We start from the raw sequence: 17,031 nt of genomic DNA, 5'->3' as shown, positions 1-17,031 counted from the left end.
CGATCGGTGGGGAGCGGTTCGGCGGGGGCGCGGGCGTCGAGGGGGCGGACGGCGTCGAGCACGCCGTCGGATCACGGGGGGCCTTGTGGAGATCGAACTCACCGAAGCCGTCGCCGCGCTGCGCGACAGCCTGATGGACGCGGCCTCCCGCGGCGCGGGCCGGGACGTCGCCTTCGAGGTCGGACCGATCGAGATGGAGTTCCAGGTCGAGCTCCGACAGGAGGTCCGGGGGAAGTCCGGCTTCCGCGCATGGGTCCTCGCGGCCGACGCCGAGGGCGGCGTGGCCCGGGGACGCGGTCACCGCGTGGCCCTCACCCTCACCCCTCGCCGCGCCGGCGGCGGTCCCGTACTGGTCTCGGCGGCGGAGGACGCCCCCGCCCCCGAGCCGTCCTCCGACGACGAGCGGCGTTTCCGCAGGCGCTGACGCCGGCACGGCCTCCCGTCCGCCCGGGCACCGGAGGCCGGGGGCCGGGCGGTGACGTGGCGCCGATCGACGGAGGGGACGGGGATGGACAGCGGTCGAGTGGTGCAGGTGAAGACCCCCGGAACGTGGGGGTCCGGATACGAGATCCTGCCGGGCCTCGTCCTGACCGCCGCCCACGCCGTGGACGAGGTGGGCTCACCGGTCCGCGTGCGCAGGGCACCGGACGACCCGGAGCACTCGGGACGGGTCGTCTGGCGCGGCGGGCCGTGCGCCTCGGACGCGCGTGGTCCGGAGCGGCGGGGCGGCCGGTACGTCGACGCGGCCCTGGTCCACGTCGAGGACCCCGGCCGGCGGAGCGCCACGACGGATGCGACGGAGCCGGATGCGACGGAGCGGCCCCGCTGGGGCCGCATCGTCGGAGAGCGCGTCCGCGTGGAGTGCCGCGTGTGGGGCTTCTCCCGCTCGGAGCACCGCGCGGGAGAGAGCACGCAGGTCTTCGGCACCATCAACCCGGGCAACGGCTTCGTCGGCGGTACGTATGTGATCGACTGCGACACCACCCCTCCACGCCCGGCCGAGGGCTCGCCGTGGGGAGGCATGTCCGGGGCGGCCGTGTTCTGCGGGGATCTCCTGACGGGCGTCGTGACCGCCGAGCTGCCGGGCCACCTGCCCGCCCGGCTGGAGGCCGAGCCGGCCGCCGTCCTGCTCCGGGCGGACGGCTTCCAGGACGTCCTCGACCGGTACGGGCCGTCGGGCCCCCGTGTGCTCGAACCCGTCGAGTACGCCGGACTCGCCGATCGGGACCACGGGACCGGCCCGGACCGGAGTCCCGCCTCGATCATGGAGCTGCTCCACCCCGCCCGCGGCGTCGTGCCCTTCGCCGGCCGCGACGAGCACCTGGCGCGCCTGCACGAGTGGTCGCGGCGGCCCGGGCCGGGAGTGGCCCTGATCCACGCCCCCGGCGGCCGGGGAAAGACCCGTCTGGCCCTGGAGTTCTCCCGCGGGCCGGCTTCGGGGGAGGAGGACTGGGCGGTCCTCTGGCCGGCCCCCGGAAGATCCGACGACGTCCGCCGGATGCCGCCGCCCGCGATGCCGCTGCTCGTGGTGGTCGACGGTGCCGACAGCCGCGTCGAGGAGACCGCGGCCGTGCTGGAGTTCGCCGTGCGGCACCGGAGTGCCCGGATCAAGGTCGTCCTCCTGGCCCGGTCGGACGGCTGGTGGAACGACCTCCGGGGACGCGAGCCGTCCCTCCCGGTCGCGACCCTCATGAGCGGAGCGCTGACGATCGCCCTGCCGGACCTGGAGACGGACGCCGCTGCGCAGCGGCGCTCGTACCGCAGCGCCGTCCGCGCGTTCGCCTCGGCCCTGAAGGGCGTTCCCGAGTGGGAGCACCACCCCTGGGAGACCCTCGCCGGCAGGCTGTCCCCGCCCGGCCCCGGCGATCACCTCGGTTCCCCCCTCACCCTGCACATGACCGCCCTGGTGGACCTCCTCAACGCCTCCCTCGACGCCTCCGACACCGACGACACCGACACCGACGGCACCGCGGCCCCGCGCGCCGCCGACCCCCGGGACGGCACCGCGGCCGTGGAGGAGCGACTGCTGGCCCACGAACGGTCGCACTGGGTGCGGATCGCCGCCGCGCACGGGCTGCGCCAACCCGCCCTGTCGGAGGACGCCCTGTTCAACGCGGTGGCGGCGATGGTCGTGCTGCGCCCGCGGGACCAGGACCAGGCCGACGCGCTCATCCGACGCGTACACCGTCTGGCGGGTCAGAGCGAGGACCGGCTCTACTCGGTGCTCTCCTGGCTCCGGTCCGTCCTTCCCCCCGCGGCCGGCCGTCCCGTGGGCGACCTCCAGCCCGACCGGCTGGCCGAGCGCTTCGTCGGCGAACGTCTGGTGAGGGAGCCGAAACTCGCCGACGGCCTCCTGTCCGGGGCCACCCCCGACCAGGCCGCCCGGTTCCTCACCCTCGCCACCCGGGCGGCCGCCCGCGGCGTCCTCGGGAGGGAGCTGACCGACTGGTGCGTCCGCCACCGCGACGTCCTGGCGCTCCCGGCGATCGACGTGGCCACCCGGGTGGAGGAGCCCGAGCCGCTGCTGGACGCGCTCGGGGCGGTCGTCGACGACCCCGGCACGTCCCTGCCGGACCTGGAACGCCTGGCCGCGCGCCTCCCCAGGAGCACGCAGAACCTCGCCCCCTGGGCCCTCCGCCTCCACAAGCGCATCGTCGAGGTCCACCGCGAGCAGGCCGGCGACGTCCCGGAAGGGCGGGCGCGGCTCGCCGTCGCCCTGCGGGAGCTGTCCAAGCGCCTGGGGAGCATGGGGGAACGCGAGGAATCCCTCCGGGTGAACCAGGAGGCCATCGACCTGTGGCGGGCGCTGCCCGCGCACCTCCCGGGCCGCCGGGCCGAACTGGGCGCCTGCCACAACAACGCGGTCCTGTGCCACAGCGCCCTCGGCCGGCGGAAGGAGGCGCTCCAGGCCGCCCTCACGGCCGTCGAACTGCTCCGCGAGGAGGCCCGGTCCGGTGATCCGGTGGCACTCGGCCACTTCTCGCGCGGGCTGTCCTCACTGGCCTGGGCCCAGAGCGAGCTCGGCGACAACACGGCCGCCCTGCGGACCACCGAGGAGTGCGTGAAGCTCCGGCGGGACCTGTACGAGCTGTGCGGGCGCGACGAGGAGTCCACCTCCCTCCTGGCCGACGGCCTGCAGAGCCTGGCGGGCCACCTGATGGAGTGCGGCCTGCGGAAGGAGGCGCTGACGGCGGCGGAGGAGGCCGTCGCCCTCCACGACGATCTGGCCGCCGCGCACCCCGACGCGTTCCGGCCCGGCCTGGCCGCGGCGCTCGCCACCCTCTCGGCCGCCGCCCGCCTCATGGGTCTGAGGAGCAGGGCGCTGGAGGCGGCCCGGGAGGCCGTCGCCATCCGCCGCCGACTGGCCGATGCCCGTCCGGAGGTGTACCGCGCCGACCTCGCCCACGCCCTCAACAGCCTCGCCATCGACCTGATGGGCCTGGGACTGCACGACGAGGCACTGGCCGCCGGCGAGGAGTCGGTGGAGCTGTTCCGCGACCTGGCCGTCGCGCATCCCCCGGCCCACACCCCCGACCTGGCCCTGGCCCTGAACTCCCTGGCCAACAGCCTGCTCGACCATGAGGAGCGGGAACGGGCCCTGGAGACCGCCGAGGAAGCCGTCCGGACGTACCGGGAACTGGACGCGGCACATCCGGGGGCGTTCCGCGACAAGCTCGCGGTGGCCCTCGTCACCCTCTCCCTCTGCCAGGAGCGCACCGACCGGCCGGACGAGGCGCGCGCCTCCCTGGAGGAGGCCGAGTCGATCTACCGGCCGTTGGCCGACGCCGCCCCGGACGCCTACCGTCCCGGTCTCGCCGGGTGCCTCAACAACCTCTCCAGCCTCCTGTGGCGGACCGGGGAATTCGAGTCCGCCCTGCGCACCGTCGAGGAGTCCATCGCCATCAACAGCAGGCTGGCACGGGGCAGGGCCGGTGCCTTCGCGGACGCCCTCGCCAAGAACTGGATGGTCAAGTACCACTGCCTCGTCCTGCTGAACCGGCTCGAGGAGGCGGCGCCGGCGGGGGCGGAGGCGGTGCGCAGACTGCGGGCCCTGGTCAGGTCCGCGCCCGGCCGGTACGAGAGCGACCTGGCGATGGTCCTCTCCTCCACCGGTGTGCTGCTGCAGTTCACGGGACAGCGCGAGCGGGCCCTCCGCCGGGCGCGGGAGGCCGTGGCCGTCGGCCGCCGGCTCGCGGACGGCGATCCCGGCCGCCACCGGGCCGGACTCGCGGAGTACCTGGAGAAGTACGGCGACCAGCTGTGGTTGCTGGACCGGCGCGGGAAGGCCCTCGCGACCGCCGAGGAGGTGTTCGTCCTCCGTCGCGAGGTGCGGGATCACCGAGGCACCGACGACGCCCGGTCCGCGGCGGCGCGTGCGGCCATGCTTCTGGGAAACCGCCTCGTACAGTGCGGTCGCCGCGCCGACGCGCTGCCGCCGACCCGGGAGGCCGAGGCCGAGTTCCGGGCGCTTCACGCGGCCGGCTCCGACCCGCACGGGACGACCCTCTCCTCGCTGTCCTCGGCGCTGTGCCAACTGGCCGTCCTGCTCCTCCACGCGGGAGACGGCGAGGCGGCTCTCGGGGCCGCCGCCGAGGCGGTGGGCATCGGCCGGGCGGCGGCCGGCCCGGGTGCGGCGCCCGACCTCACCACGGCGGCGGCGCTCACCACGTACGGCAGGGTCGCCGCCGTGCTGGGCGAGGACGGCGCTCCGGAGCTCCTGGAGAAAGCCGTCGCCCTCTGCCGTGCCCTCCCCGACCGTGCGGGTCCCGGGGCCGAGATGCAGCTCGCCGAGGCGCTGGGGTGCTTCGGGTGGCATCTGGCGGCGGTGCCGGAGCGGCACCCGGAGGCGCTCCGCGCCGCCGGGGAGGCCGTCGCCATCCACCACCGCCTCGTCGGGGCCTTTCCCGTCCTCCGCTCGTCCCTGGCCCTGTCGCTGGCGAGTCACGGCCTCCGCCTCGCCGAGGCCGGACGGGCGCGGGAGGCGGCCGATGCCACGGAGGAGGCCCTGGCTCTCGCCCGACTGCTCGCGCGCGAGCACCGGCGGGGCCACCGGGACGTGCTCGCCCTCGCGCTCGCGGCGTTCGCCCGTGCCCGGCTCCTGACCGGAGACCGCTCGGACCGGGCCAGGGAGGCGTCGGCCGAGGCGGTCGCTCTCCTGAGGCGGATCGCGCGGGACGAGCCGGCCGCCACCGCGCCGTACCTGCGCGAGGCGCGGGACACCCACGACCGGCTGCGGCGGTAGCCGGACCGGCACGGCGCGGCTCCCCGCACCGGCCCGCCGGGTCAGCCCTCCCGGGCGGTGTGGACGGGGGTCTTCCGGACGCGGCGCAGGGCGAGCAGTCCGCCGATCCCGGGGACGAGGGCGTACCAGCGGGCGCTCGGTTCGGCGGCGGTCGTGACCTGCCAGGCCGCCGCGATGGTGACGAGGTAGGCCGTGCCGTGCAGCGGGCCGCCGAGCGAGGTGATCACCCGCGCGTGCACGGTGAGCAGGTTGGCGAGCAGGACGGCCAGGGACGCGGCCTCGACGCCGGCGGCGATGCGCAGGGTGCGCGGGCCCATGACGGTCACGCTCCCGTCGTCGAGCCGGGCCGGACGATCATCAGGACCACGACGATCGCCCACAGGATGTTGAAGACGCCGGTGAGCATGGACAGCCGGGCCGCCGCCGACCGCGCCCCCTCGTGGCCGGCCGGTTCGAGCATCCGCCGCTGGCCGGGCACGATCGCCAGCACCAGGACGGCCGCGGCGAGGGCGGTCAGGACGAGCGACACGAGCAGCCAGGCGTCGGTGAGGACGCCGAGCCGTGCGCCCGTGGCGATCCCGAAGACCGGGACGGTGACGCCGACGACGGCGTAGCCCCGGCAGATCCGGTGCAGGAGCGCGGCGGCCCCGGCGTCCCGGTCCCCCGTTCCCCCGCCCCCGGACGCCGACTGCCGCGCGTAGCGGGGGAACAGCGAGGCGGCGACGGCGATCGGTCCGACCACCAGGATCGCCGCGAGGACGTGCACGGACAGCAGCAGCTTGGTCATCGCGGACTCTCCTCCGTACCGATGACGAATATGTTGGCTGCCAATAGATAGCACGCCTACATCCAGGTTGTGTAGGCTGCCTACTCATGAAGGCGGACGCGGTACGGGGACACCTGGACGGGCTGCTGCTGGCCGTGCTCGAACCGGGGCCGCTGCACGGCTACGCGATCATCACGGCGGTCCAGCGGCGCAGCGCAGGCGCGCTCGAACTGCGCACGGGCACGGTCTATCCCGCCCTGAACCGGCTGGAGCGGCTCGGCCTGCTGCGCAGCACCTGGGACTCCGTCGGCGAGCGGCGGCGGCGCTGCTACGAGCTCACCGACGCGGGACGGCGCGCCCTGGCCGAGGAGCGGACGGCCTGGCGCGCGTTCACGGAGGCGATCGGCGCCGTGCTGAACCCCGCCGACGCACGGCCGGGGCACGCCTCGTGAGCGCGGCCGAACGGTGGCCCGACCCCGCCGAGACGGACGCGGGGACGGACGCGGGGACGGACGCCGAGACGTACGCCGCGGAGTACGCCGCCGCCCTGGCGGCGGCCCTCCACGGCCCGGAGCGGGCCAAGGCGCGGCTGGTCGAGGAGGTGCGCGACGGCCTCGCGGACACCGTGGCGGCGTACGTCGACCAGGGGCTCCCGCACGACCACGCCGTCCGGCGGGCCGTGCGGGAGTTCGGCACCGTGGAGGAGCTGGTGCCGTCCTGTCAGCGGGAGTTGACCGTCGCCCAGGTCCGGCACACCGCCCGGTCCGTCGCCCTCACCGCCCCGCTCCTGGTCGTCTGCTGGTACCTCCTGATCGTCGGCCACGGCGGCCGACTCCCCTCCCTGGCGTGGTGGTTGGTCCTTCCGCCGGCCGGTGTCGCGGCCGGCGCCACCCTGCTCGCCGCGGCGACGCTGACCACCACCGGCGCCCTCGCCCGCCGGCTGCCCACGCCGCACCGGCTGCCCACGGCGACCGCGTGGGCCGGCACCGCGGCCGGCGCGGCCACGGGCCTCTCCGCGCTCGCCCTCGCCGTGTCCTCCCCGCTGGCCGCGAACTGGCCGCTGGTCGCGCTCGCCGGAGTCCTCGCGGCCGTGTTCCACACCGTGGTGGCGGCCTCCGCCCGTGTCTGCCGCCGGTGCGTCCGCGCCGGATGACCCGCCGGACGGCCCGCCGGGACACCCCGACCTCCGGACGGCCGCGGCCACGCGCACGCGCGTGCCGGGACGCCGAGTGCGGGGTGTTCGAGGAGCGCAGGACGGCCGGCGCCGTGTTCCTCCAGGAGAACGGCTGCGGCTTCTCCACCCTCCTCGTCGTCACCGGCCCGTACCGGGGCACGATGTGGTTCGACGCCCGCGCCACCTGCGAGCGGATCCTCCCGTTGCGGCTGAACGGCCGGATGGTGTCGTTCGGCGACTGGTTGGGCCGCAGGTGGACGGACCTGGTGCCCTGGTGACCGCCACGCCGCACCGCCGGCCCGCCGAATCCGTCTCGAAAAATCTTCGGCGCCCTGTCGACGAGTCCGTCCACCGTTCGTCGTCCTTGTGTACGGCGACCCGCCGTACGGAACACGACAGACCCGATCGAGGAGACGGAACGTGAAGTACATGCTGCTGATCCACGCCGGTGCGACCGACGCCGACGGCGGTGCCGCCGAGTGCGGCGTCGAGGAGTGGATGGCGTACGACAAGGCGGTGCGGGACGCGGGGATCCACGTCTCCGGCGAGTCGCTGGCGGATCTGGTCACCGCCACCACGGTCCGGGTCGGCCCGGAGGGCGACCGGATCGTCACGGACGGGCCGTTCGCCGAGACCCGCGAGGTGCTCGGCGGCTTCCTGGTCATCGACGTGCCGGACCTGGACGCGGCGCTCGACTGGGCCGCGCGCTGCCCCGGCGCGCGCGGTGGCGGGGCGGTCGTGGTGCGGCCGGTCGCCGAGTTCGGGGCCTGACGGACGTGGAGCCCGTGGGGGAACCGGTCGGCGAAGCGTCCGCGAGGGCGTCCGTCGAGTCGGTGTTCCGCGAGGAGCGCGGGCGGCTGCTCGCCACCCTCGTCCGGCGCTTCGGCGATCTCGACTTGGCCGAGGAGGTCGCGTCCGAGGCCGTCGAGGCGGCGCTGAGGCACTGGCCGGTCGAGGGCGTCCCGGCCCGGCCGGGCGCCTGGCTGCTGACGGTGGCACGGCGCCGGGCCGTCGACCGGTTGCGGCGGGACCGGGCGTACGCCGTCCGGCTCGCCCTCCTCCAGGTGGAGGCGGACCGGGCCGCGCCCGTGCCGCCCGTCGACGAGGAGGGCGCGCTGCCCGACGAACGGCTGCTGCTGTTCTTCACCTGCGCCCACCCCGCCCTCGCGGCCGAGGACCGCACGGCGCTGACCCTGCGCTGCCTGGCCGGTCTGACGACGCCCGAGGTCGCGCGGGCCTTCCTCGTCCCGACCGCGACGATGGCCCAGCGGATCGTGCGGGCGAAGCGGAAGATCCGCGAGGCCCGCATCCCGTTCCGGGTGCCCGGCACGGACGAACTGCCCGAGCGGCTGCCGGGGGTGCTCCAGGTCCTCTACTCGGTCTTCACCGAGGGCTACGCGGCCAGTTCGGGCCCGGAGTTGCAGCGACTCGACCTCGCCGAGGAGGCCGTCCGACTGGCGCGGATCCTGCGCCGCCTGCTGCCCGCCGAGCGGGAGGTCGCCGGGCTGCTCGCGCTGATGCTGCTGGTCCACGCCCGGCGCGCCGCCCGGACCGGCCCGGACGGCGGGATCGTCCTGCTGGCGGACCAGGACCGCGGCCTGTGGGACCGCGCGATGATCGAGGAGGGCCGCGGCCTGGTGCGCACCGCGCTGACCGGCGGCCCGCCCGGCCCGTACGGGGTGCAGGCCGCGATCGCCGCCCTGCACGACGAGGCCGCCGATCTCGCCGGCACCGACTGGCCGCAGGTGGTGGCGCTCTACGACATGCTGCTCGCCCTCGTCCCGTCCCCGGTCGTCGCGGTGAACCGGGCCGTGGCGGTGGCGATGCGCGACGGCCCGGAGGCGGGCCTGAGGCTGCTCGACCGGCTGGCGGACGAGCCGCGGCTGCGCGGCCACCACCCCTGCCATGCCGCCCGGGGTGACCTGCTGCACCGGCTCGGCCGCCTCCCCGAGGCCGCGGCGGCCTGGCGTCGGGCGCTCGCCCTGGCCGGCAACGAGCCCGAACGTGCCTGCCTACGGCGCAGGTTGAGCGAGGTCGAGCCCCCGGGCGGCGCGAGCGGGGCGTGACGGTGGGCCCGGCCAGAGGCCCGCCGTGCGAGGTGTTTCACGCGGAGCGTTCGGCGCCCCGGGCGTGCCGGCGGACGGCGAGGGGGGCGAAGACCGCGATGAGCAGGGCCGACCAGGCGAGCGAGGCCGCGACGGGGTGGTGCATCGGCCAGGCGGCGCCCGGGGCGGCGGCGAGGTCGGCGGCCGGATCGCCGGAGAGTCGGCGGACGGCGGCGGCGACGGCGCTGATCGGGTTCCACTCGACGGCGGCGCGCAGCCAGTCGGCCATCCCGGCGGTGGGGATGTAGGCGTTGGACAGCAGTTGGACCAGGAAGGTGCTGCCGGCGAGCTGTCCGGCCGCCGCCTCGTCGCGGATCACCAGGCCGAGGTGGATGCCCACCCAGACGGTGGCGAGGCGGAAGAACAGCAGCAGGCCGAGGATGCCGAGGACGGCGCCGGGCCCGCTCTCGATCCGCCAGCCGACGGCGTATCCGACCAGCGCGAGCGGCAACAGGCCGACGGCGGTGGCGAGCACGTCGGCGGCGGCCTGTCCGGCGGGGACGGCGGCGCGGCTGACGGGCAGGGCGCGGAAGCGGTCCGTCACGCCGCGTCCGGCGTCCTGCGCGGCCTGGAGCATGCCGGTGACCAGTCCTCCGGCGGCGGTGACGGCGAACAGGCCCGGTACGAGGTAGGCGCGGTAGTCCACGTCGCCGGGGAGGGCGACGGCGCTGCCGAAGACGTAGCCGAAGAACAGCAGCAGCGTCAGCGGCATGGTCTGGGTGATCAGGAACAGGCCCGGGGCGCGGCGGATGCGCGCGAGGTGGCGGCCGAGCACCGCCCGGGTGTCGTGGGCGGCGTGGACGGCGTGGGCGGCGACGGTCATGCGGCGCTCTCCTTCGCGGTGGGTTCGCCCGTCAGGCGCAGGAAGACCTCGTCGAGCGTGGGCGGGCGCAGGGTGGCGTCCACGAGGGGGACGCCCGCGGCGTCGAGTTCGCGGACGAGGCGGGGCAGGGTGAGCGTCGGGTCGACGGTGACGGCCCCGACGGCCAGGCGCTCGCGGTCGAGGGCGGGTGCGGAGCCGGTGAGCGGGCCGAGGACGACGGCCGCCGCGGGCAGCGCCGACTCCTCCGCGACGACGACCTCCGCCCGGGAGCCGATGCGCGCCTTGAGTTCGGCGGGCGTGCCGCGCACGCCGACCCGGCCGCCGTCCACCAGGACGACCTCGTCGGCGAGCCGGTCGGCCTCCTCCAGGTACTGGGTGGTGAGCAGGACGGTGGTGCCGTCGTCGGCGAGGGCGCGGACGGCGTCCCAGATGTGGTTGCGGCTGTGCGGGTCGAGGCCGGTGGTGGGCTCGTCGAGGAAGAGGACCTCCGGCGGCACCAGCAGGCTCGTGGCGAGGTCGAGGCGGCGCCGCATGCCGCCGGACCAGGTGCGCACGGGGCGGTCGGCGGCGTCGGCGAGGCCGAAGCGGTCGAGGAGCGCGTCCGCGCGTTCGCGCGCCGCCGCGGTGCGCAGGCGCAGCAGCCGGGCGAACAGGTGGAGGTTCTCGCGGCCGGAGAGGTCGTCGTCCACCGAGGTGTCCTGGCCGGTGACGGCGATGGCGCGGCGGACGGCCGCCGCCTCGCGCACGACGTCGTGGCCGGCGACGCGGGCGGTGCCGGAGTCGGGGACGGTGAGGGTGGTCAGGACGCGGACGGCGGTGGTCTTGCCCGCGCCGTTGCGTCCCAGGAGCGCGCAGACGGTGCCCTCGGGGACGGCCAGGTCCAGTCCGGTCAGGGCGTGGACGTCGCCGTAGCGCTTCCGCACACCCTCACTAAGTACAGCGTACGTAGTAGCCATGCCGTCACGCTACACCACTACGTACGCTGTACGTAACTACGATGGACGGCGAGGTGATCGATCGATGCCAGCCGGCGGCCGTTCCGCAGGACCCGAGGTGATCTGGACCCGTCCCGAGCGGACCGGTCGCGGACCGCGCCCCGCCCACACCCGGGCGGAGATCGCGCGCGCCGCCGTCCGCATCGCCGACGCCGACGGGATCGAGGCGGTCTCCATGCGGCGGGTGGCGGCCGAGATCGGCTGCGGCACGATGTCGCTCTACAACTACGTGCCGCGCAAGGAGGACCTGTACGAGCTGATGGTCGACGCGGCGGCCGAGGAGCACGACCTGTCGGCCCTGCCCACCGGCGACTGGCGCGCGGACATGCTGACGGTCGCCCGCGACACCCGCGACCTGATGCGCCGTCACCCCTGGCTCACCCGCCTGCTCAGCGCGGCGTACGGCTTCACGCCCAACACACTGCGCCACCTGGAGCGCTGCATGGCCGCGCTGGAGGGGCTGGACGCGACCGGCGGCGCCAAGCTGGAGCTGCTGTCGATGATCAACGGCAGCGTGATGGCGTTCGTCTCCAACGAGGTGGCCGCGGCCGAACGCGCCCGCGCCGTGCCCTGGACGCCGGAGGAGGAACAGGCCGTCCGGAACGCCTACCTGACGGCGGAGTTGGGAAGCGGACGGTATCCGCACCTCGCCGCGGCGGTCGCGGAGAACCCCGCCCCCACCGGCCCCCACGACTACGAGGCCGCGTTCGAACGGGCCGTGGGCCGGCTCCTGGACGCCTTCGACCACGGTGGTTCCACGGCGTAGAGGGGCGCGAGGAAGCGGAGGACCGCGCGCGGGAACCGGCGCGGGACCGGAGTGCAGATCCGTTCGTAACTTTTCCGCTCACCGGCAGATATGCACGGTGAACGGCGTTCGCCGTGGCCGCTTTCGAGAGGAGAAGCACGGTGCAGAGGACTTGGGCGCGCGGATGCGCGGTGGTCGCGGCGGCCATCGCGTCGGTGGCCCTGTCGGGTGGGGCGGCGTGGGCCGACGAGACGCACAACGGATCGCACAACGGCCCCACCGTCGCGTTGATCTCGACCGGGCAGATCGACGACCCCATGGAGGACGTGCTGGAACACGCGGCGCTCTTCCAGCGCGACCACCACACGGGCTGAGAGCCCACGACGCCGGCTCCGCCGTGAGGGAGCCGGTCCGGCCCGGTGGGATCGGACGGACCCGGGCCGGGCCGTCACGGCCGGAGCCGGAGGAGACCGGGAAGCACCGCCCCCGGTCTCCCCGGCCGTTCCGGGACGGGGCGGGCCCGTCCCGGAACGGTCGAAGGCCCGGCGGGGAGGCGGCCGTCGGCGCCGCGGCCCCGCCGGGCCGGTGCGCCCTCGCGTCGAGGCGGGGCGCTCGCGGGTCGCACCTCACGGGCCGTATCTCACGGGCCGTACGGAGTCGGTGAACCGTCAGGCGCGCACCTTGGTGCGGTCCAGCGCGGCGATACCGAGCGCGGCCAGGGCGACCTGGATCAGCACCTGGATCCAGTCGACACCGTTGGTGTCCGCCACACCGAGCCCCGCGGCGACGAACGTGCCGAGCAGGGCGGCGATGATGCCGACCGCGATCGTCCACAGGACGCCGATGCGCTGCCGGCCCGGCAGGACCAGTCGTCCCAGCACACCGATCACGATGCCGACGACGATCGCCGTGATGATGCCGGTCATCTCCATGACTCCACCTTTTCGTGTCGGTTCCTCGCGTTTCCTCCTTCCCCGTTCGAACGAATGCACGCAAGGGGCGCACCGGAGAGGCCCTCATCCGCTCGACGGGGCGGGCGGGTTGGCGGAAAAGGACGTCGCCGCCCCTCCCCGGTCGGGGTGGGGCGGCGACGTGTGTGCGGCGACGTGTGCGGTGTCGGGAGAGGGACGGGAGACGGAAGCGCCGGGATCAGACGCCGATGTCGCGGCCGTCCTTGCGCCAGACGGCGACGACCGACGGGCGGACGACCGTGCCCGGTCCGTCGGGCCAGGCGGAGGCCGGCTGCTCGTAGCTGGCGCCGTCCACCTCGCCCGGGTGCTGGACGGCGACGAGGACGCGGCGGTCCTGGACGATCGGGCCGCAGGTCTCGGCGCCGGTGGGCACCGTCAGGAACTGGCGCACCTCACCGCGGCGTTCGCCCGCGGTGGCGACGCCGAAGAGGCCGTCGTGCGTGCCCAGCGCGTTGCCGTCGGTGGAGATCCACAGGTTGCCGTAGGCGTCGAAGGTGAGGTTGTCGGGGCAGGAGATGGGGCTGACCTGCTCCTTGGGGAAGCCGCCGAAGTAGGTGGACGGGTCCTCCGGGTCGCCGCAGACCAGGAACAGCCGCCAGGCGAAGCCGTCGGCGGCCGGGTCGTCCCAGTGCTCCGCCAGCTCCAGCACGTGGCCGTGCTTGTTGTTGTTGCGCGGGTTGGCCTCGTCCGCGCCGGCCTTGCCGGCCGTGCCGCGCTGGGTGTTGTTGGTCAGCGCGACGTAGACGCGGCCGGTGCGCGGGCTGGGCTCGACGTCCTCGGGGCGGTCCATCTTGGTGGCGCCCACCTTGTCGGCGGCGATCCGGGTGTAGACGTAGACCTCCTCGGCCGTCATGCCGGGGACGTGCGAGGTGTCGCCGGTGGCCAGCGGGATCCACACGCCGGAGCCGTCGAACTCGCCGTCGTTCGGGAGCTTGCCGCTGCCGTCGATCAGGTCCGCCGGGCTGTCGCCGGTCAGCTTGGCGACGTAGAGGGTGCCCTCGTCCAGCAGCGTGAGGTTGTGCTCGCGGGCGGCGCGGCTGTCGCCCTTCATCATCCGCTTGGCGGAGACGAACTTGTACAGGTAGTCGAAGCGCTCGTCGTCGCCCATGTAGACCACCGGGCGGCCGTCGGCGGTCAGCCGGGGCTGGGCGGCCTCGTGCTTGAAGCGGCCGAGCGCGGTGTGCTTGCGCGGCACGGAGTCGGGGTCGTACGGGTCGACCTCGACGATCCAGCCGAAGCGGTTGGCCTCGTTGGGCTCCTTGGCCAGGTCGAAGCGCTCGTCGAACCGCTCCCACTTGCGCTCCGAGGCGCCGCCGGTCATGCCGTAGCGGGCCAGCTTCGCCTTGGTGTCGGCGTCGGAGACGGCGGACGCGTTGGCGAAGTACTGGTTGAAGTTCTCCTCGGCGGACAGGGCCGTGCCCCAGGGGGTGGAGCCGCCCGCGCAGTTGTTGAGGGTGCCGAGCACCTTGGTGCCGGTGGGGTCGGCGGAGGTCTTCAGCAGGTCGCCGCCGGCGGCCGGGCCGGTGAGGCGGAACTCGGTGGTGGCGGTGAAGCGGCGGTTGAGGTGGTGGCGGGGGACGGCCGTGAGCCTGCCGGTGCGGCGGTCCTCCTCGACCACGACGACGGACAGCCCGTGCGCGGCCCAGGCGATCTCGACCTGCTCGCGGGTGGGGTTGTCCGGGTCGTACCCGGGGAACATCAGCTGCTCGTCGGTGTACTCGTGGTTGGCGAAGAGCACCTGGCGACCGCGCTCGCCCTTGAGCGGCATCAGGGTGAGGAAGTCGTTGTTGTAGCCGAACTGCCCGGCCTGCGCCTTGGCGCTCTGCTTCTCCGGGTCGAAGGCGGGGGCGCCGCGCAGGATGGGGTCGCCCCAGCGGATGACGACGTTCTGGGCGTAGCCCTCGGGGACGGTGACCTTGTCGGCGGTGTTCGGCGCGACGGGCGCGAAGCGCAGGCCGCGGGCGGCCTTGCCGTGTTCGCCCAGGCCCTTGCCCTGGGCGGGGACGGCGGTGGGCACCGCCGAGGCGCTCGGCGTCCGGCCGAATCCGGCCACTCCGGCGGTCGCGGCCGCACCGACCACGGCACCCGCGCGGAGCACCGACCGCCGGGAGAGCGCGCCGGCGATCACGTCGCCGGCGTACTCGTTGCCGCTGGTGTTGGGCACCTCGTGGAAGCAGGCGTCGCCGCAGCGGTAGCGGCAGGTCATGGCGGATCTCCCGCCGGGGTGCGAACCGATCAGCGGCAGCAGCTTGCGCATGGTCCCCTCCGGAATTTCGTGTCCGTGCAGGTGAGGACGGTATGGGCGCCAATGCGACGGGGGGCGACCGCATGGTGAACGGGCAGTGAACCACGACCGTGAGAACAGTTGCGCACTTCAACCATCCTTACGGTCCGGATCCGCCCGGGCACGTTCCGCCGACCCGGACGGCGCGGGGCGCACGCCGCCCGCCCAGGGGCCCGGACGGCGGATCGGAGGGCGCGTCCGACCCCGCCGCGCACCCCGCGGGGACGGCTCGTGCCCGCCGGAACACGGATCGGAACGGGGGTCCCGGAACGTTAGGATTTCCCCATGGCGGCCACTGGAACAGAGCAGCAGGGGGCGAAGGCGTTCTACGTCACGACCCCCATCTACTACGTCAACGACGCTCCGCACCTGGGCCACGCCTATACGACCGTCGCGGGCGACGTGCTCACGCGCTGGCACCGCCAGCGCGGCGAGAAGGTGTGGTTCCTCACCGGCACGGACGAGCACGGTCAGAAGATCATGCGCACCGCCGAGGCGAACGGGGTCTCCCCGCAGGAGTGGTGCGACAAGCTCGTGGAGGAGGCGTGGAAGCCCCTCTGGGAGCACCTGGACATCGCCAACGACGACTTCATCCGCACCACGCAGGAGCGGCACACCGCCCGCGTCCAGGAGTTCGTCCAGGACCTGTACGACAAGGGCGAGATCTACAAGGGCGAGTACGAGGGCCCGTACTGCGTGGGCTGCGAGGAGTACAAGAGCCCCGGCGACCTGCTGGACGGCGAGGGCGAGTACGCCGGCGAGAAGCTCTGCCCGATCCACAAGAAGCCCGTGGAGATGCTCAAGGAGGAGAACTACTTCTTCAAGCTCTCCGCGTACGGGCCGAAGCTCCTGGAGCACTACGAGAGGCACCCGGAGTTCATCCAGCCCGAGTCGGCGCGGAACGAGGTCGTGAACATCGTCCGCCAGGGCCTGGAGGACCTGTCGATCTCCCGCTCCACCTTCGACTGGGGCGTGAAGATCCCCTGGGACGACAAGCACGTCATCTACGTGTGGATCGACGCCCTGCTGAACTACGCCACCGCCGTCGGCTACGGCTCCGACCAGCGGAAGTTCGAGGAGACCTTCCCGGCCGACGTCCACCTGGTGGGCAAGGACATCCTCCGCTTCCACGCGGTGATCTGGCCCGCGATGCTGATGGCGCAGGGCCTGCCGCTGCCGGGCAAGGTGGCCGCCAACGGCTGGCTGCTGGTCGGCGGCGAGAAGATGAGCAAGTCCAACCTGACCGGCATCAAGCCGCAGGACCTCACCTCGCACTTCGGCGTCGACGCCTACCGCTGGTACTTCCTGCGCGCCATCGCCTTCGGCCAGGACGGCTCCTTCTCCTGGGAGGACTTCTCCGCCCGCTACACCAGCGAGCTGGCCAACGACTACGGCAACCTCGCCTCGCGCGTGGCGGCCATGGTCGGCAAGTACTTCGGCGGCACCCTGCCGGAGTCCACGGCGGACGGCGAGGCCGAGCAGGCGATCAAGGACGCCCTGGCCACGGCGGTCGCCGAGGCCGACCGGCGCATCGGCGACGAGCTGGACTTCGCGGGCGGCATCGCGGCGATCTTCGACTTCGTCAAGCTGGTCAACGGCTACCTCACCGAGCAGGAGCCGTGGAAGGTCGCCAAGGACTCCTCCGACGAGGCCCGGGCCCGTCTGGCGACGATCCTCTACACCGCCGCCGAGTCGCTGCGCGCCTGCGCGGTGCTGCTCAACCCGGTGATGCCGCGCACCTCCCGGCTCCTGTGGGACTCCCTCGGCGCGGAGGCGTCGCTGGGCGCCCTCGCCGACCAGCGCGTCCAGGACGCCGGCCGCTGGGGCCGGCTCCCGGCGGGCTCCACGGTGACCAAGGGCGAGGTGCTCTTCCCGCGCCTGGAGGAGCCGAAGAGCGCGTAAGGCGCGCCGCACGCCCCTCACGCG

The 17,031-nt window shown here is 74.4% G+C and carries 16 protein-coding genes; 10 read left to right on the top strand and 6 right to left on the bottom strand.

Features of this window, described 5'->3' with window-relative positions; genetic code table 11:
• The first annotated feature begins 85 nt into the window (after positions 1 to 85).
• Positions 86 to 424, top strand: a complete 339-nt coding sequence (locus ABD335_RS30435) for a trypco2 family protein (protein ID WP_344329331.1) — start codon at positions 86 to 88, stop codon at positions 422 to 424.
• 84 nt (positions 425 to 508) lie between these two features.
• Positions 509 to 5,242, top strand: coding sequence for a tetratricopeptide repeat protein (locus ABD335_RS30430; RefSeq protein ID WP_344329329.1), 4,734 nt, complete (start codon positions 509 to 511; stop codon positions 5,240 to 5,242).
• A 41-nt stretch (positions 5,243 to 5,283) separates the two neighbouring features.
• Here the strand turns inward: ABD335_RS30430 and ABD335_RS30425 are convergent, their stop codons facing one another.
• Positions 5,284 to 5,559: a hypothetical protein gene (locus ABD335_RS30425; protein WP_344329327.1), complete on the bottom strand. Its 276-nt coding sequence runs from the start codon at positions 5,557 to 5,559 to the stop codon at positions 5,284 to 5,286.
• Positions 5,560 to 5,564: 5 nt separating this feature from the next.
• Positions 5,565 to 6,029, bottom strand: a complete 465-nt coding sequence (locus tag ABD335_RS30420; RefSeq protein ID WP_344329326.1) for a hypothetical protein — start codon at positions 6,027 to 6,029, stop codon at positions 5,565 to 5,567.
• A gap of 86 nt (positions 6,030 to 6,115) precedes the next feature.
• Here ABD335_RS30420 and ABD335_RS30415 point away from each other — a divergent pair, with 86 nt between their 5' ends.
• The 5 genes from ABD335_RS30415 (at position 6,116) to ABD335_RS30395 (ending at position 9,248) form a co-directional block, all read left to right on the top strand.
• Entirely contained in the window at positions 6,116 to 6,460 is a 345-nt protein-coding gene (locus ABD335_RS30415; protein WP_344329325.1) for a PadR family transcriptional regulator, read from the top strand.
• Entirely contained in the window at positions 6,457 to 7,161 is a 705-nt protein-coding gene (locus tag ABD335_RS30410) for a permease prefix domain 1-containing protein (protein WP_344329322.1), read from the top strand. The genes ABD335_RS30415 and ABD335_RS30410 overlap by 4 nt, the downstream gene beginning before the upstream one ends.
• Positions 7,162 to 7,274: 113 nt before the next feature.
• Positions 7,275 to 7,460 (top strand): hypothetical protein, encoded by a 186-nt coding sequence (locus ABD335_RS30405; RefSeq protein ID WP_344329321.1) that lies wholly within the window; start codon positions 7,275 to 7,277, stop codon positions 7,458 to 7,460.
• Positions 7,461 to 7,602: 142 nt separating this feature from the next.
• The gene (locus tag ABD335_RS30400) at positions 7,603 to 7,953 is read left to right on the top strand and encodes a YciI family protein (RefSeq protein WP_344329319.1); all 351 of its coding nucleotides are present in this window, start codon (positions 7,603 to 7,605) and stop codon (positions 7,951 to 7,953) included.
• 14 nt (positions 7,954 to 7,967) lie between these two features.
• Positions 7,968 to 9,248, top strand: a complete 1,281-nt coding sequence (locus tag ABD335_RS30395) for an RNA polymerase sigma factor (protein ID WP_344329317.1) — start codon at positions 7,968 to 7,970, stop codon at positions 9,246 to 9,248.
• Between the two features lie 37 nt (positions 9,249 to 9,285).
• Here the strand turns inward: ABD335_RS30395 and ABD335_RS30390 are convergent, their stop codons facing one another.
• Both ABD335_RS30390 and ABD335_RS30385 read right to left on the bottom strand, forming a co-directional pair.
• The gene (locus tag ABD335_RS30390; protein ID WP_344329316.1) at positions 9,286 to 10,110 is read right to left on the bottom strand and encodes an ABC transporter permease; all 825 of its coding nucleotides are present in this window, start codon (positions 10,108 to 10,110) and stop codon (positions 9,286 to 9,288) included.
• Positions 10,107 to 11,066: an ATP-binding cassette domain-containing protein gene (locus ABD335_RS30385; RefSeq protein ID WP_344329314.1), complete on the bottom strand. Its 960-nt coding sequence runs from the start codon at positions 11,064 to 11,066 to the stop codon at positions 10,107 to 10,109. Before ABD335_RS30385 ends, ABD335_RS30390 begins: the two co-directional genes overlap by 4 nt.
• A gap of 64 nt (positions 11,067 to 11,130) precedes the next feature.
• Between ABD335_RS30385 and ABD335_RS30380 the strand changes: the two genes are divergently transcribed.
• Together ABD335_RS30380 and ABD335_RS30375 are read left to right on the top strand one after the other, a co-directional pair.
• Positions 11,131 to 11,871 carry a TetR/AcrR family transcriptional regulator gene (locus ABD335_RS30380; RefSeq protein ID WP_344329313.1) on the top strand — a complete coding sequence of 247 codons (741 nt, stop codon included), beginning with the start codon at positions 11,131 to 11,133 and terminating at the stop codon, positions 11,869 to 11,871.
• Positions 11,872 to 12,011: 140 nt separating this feature from the next.
• A complete protein-coding gene (locus ABD335_RS30375) occupies positions 12,012 to 12,224 on the top strand; it encodes a hypothetical protein (RefSeq protein ID WP_425583787.1) in 213 nt (70 codons plus the stop codon).
• A 294-nt stretch (positions 12,225 to 12,518) separates the two neighbouring features.
• On the opposite strand, the gene ABD335_RS30370 is transcribed toward ABD335_RS30375, so the two are convergent.
• Together ABD335_RS30370 and ABD335_RS30365 are read right to left on the bottom strand one after the other, a co-directional pair.
• A complete protein-coding gene (locus ABD335_RS30370) occupies positions 12,519 to 12,782 on the bottom strand; it encodes a GlsB/YeaQ/YmgE family stress response membrane protein (RefSeq protein WP_344329312.1) in 264 nt (87 codons plus the stop codon).
• Between the two features lie 217 nt (positions 12,783 to 12,999).
• Entirely contained in the window at positions 13,000 to 15,078 is a 2,079-nt protein-coding gene (locus ABD335_RS30365; RefSeq protein ID WP_344329311.1) for a PhoX family protein, read from the bottom strand.
• 312 nt (positions 15,079 to 15,390) lie between these two features.
• Between ABD335_RS30365 and metG the strand changes: the two genes are divergently transcribed.
• Complete coding sequence (gene metG / locus ABD335_RS30360; RefSeq protein ID WP_344329308.1) at positions 15,391 to 17,007, top strand: methionine--tRNA ligase; 1,617 nt, start codon at positions 15,391 to 15,393, stop codon at positions 17,005 to 17,007.
• Positions 17,008 to 17,031: the final 24 nt, after the last annotated feature.

It is taken from the genome of Streptomyces macrosporus, from assembly GCF_039533145.1.
GTDB classification, from domain to species: Bacteria; Actinomycetota; Actinomycetes; order Streptomycetales; family Streptomycetaceae; genus Streptomyces; species Streptomyces macrosporus.
The sequence above is the reverse complement of the archived record's forward strand: the minus strand, read 5'-3'. Positions and strand labels throughout refer to the sequence as shown.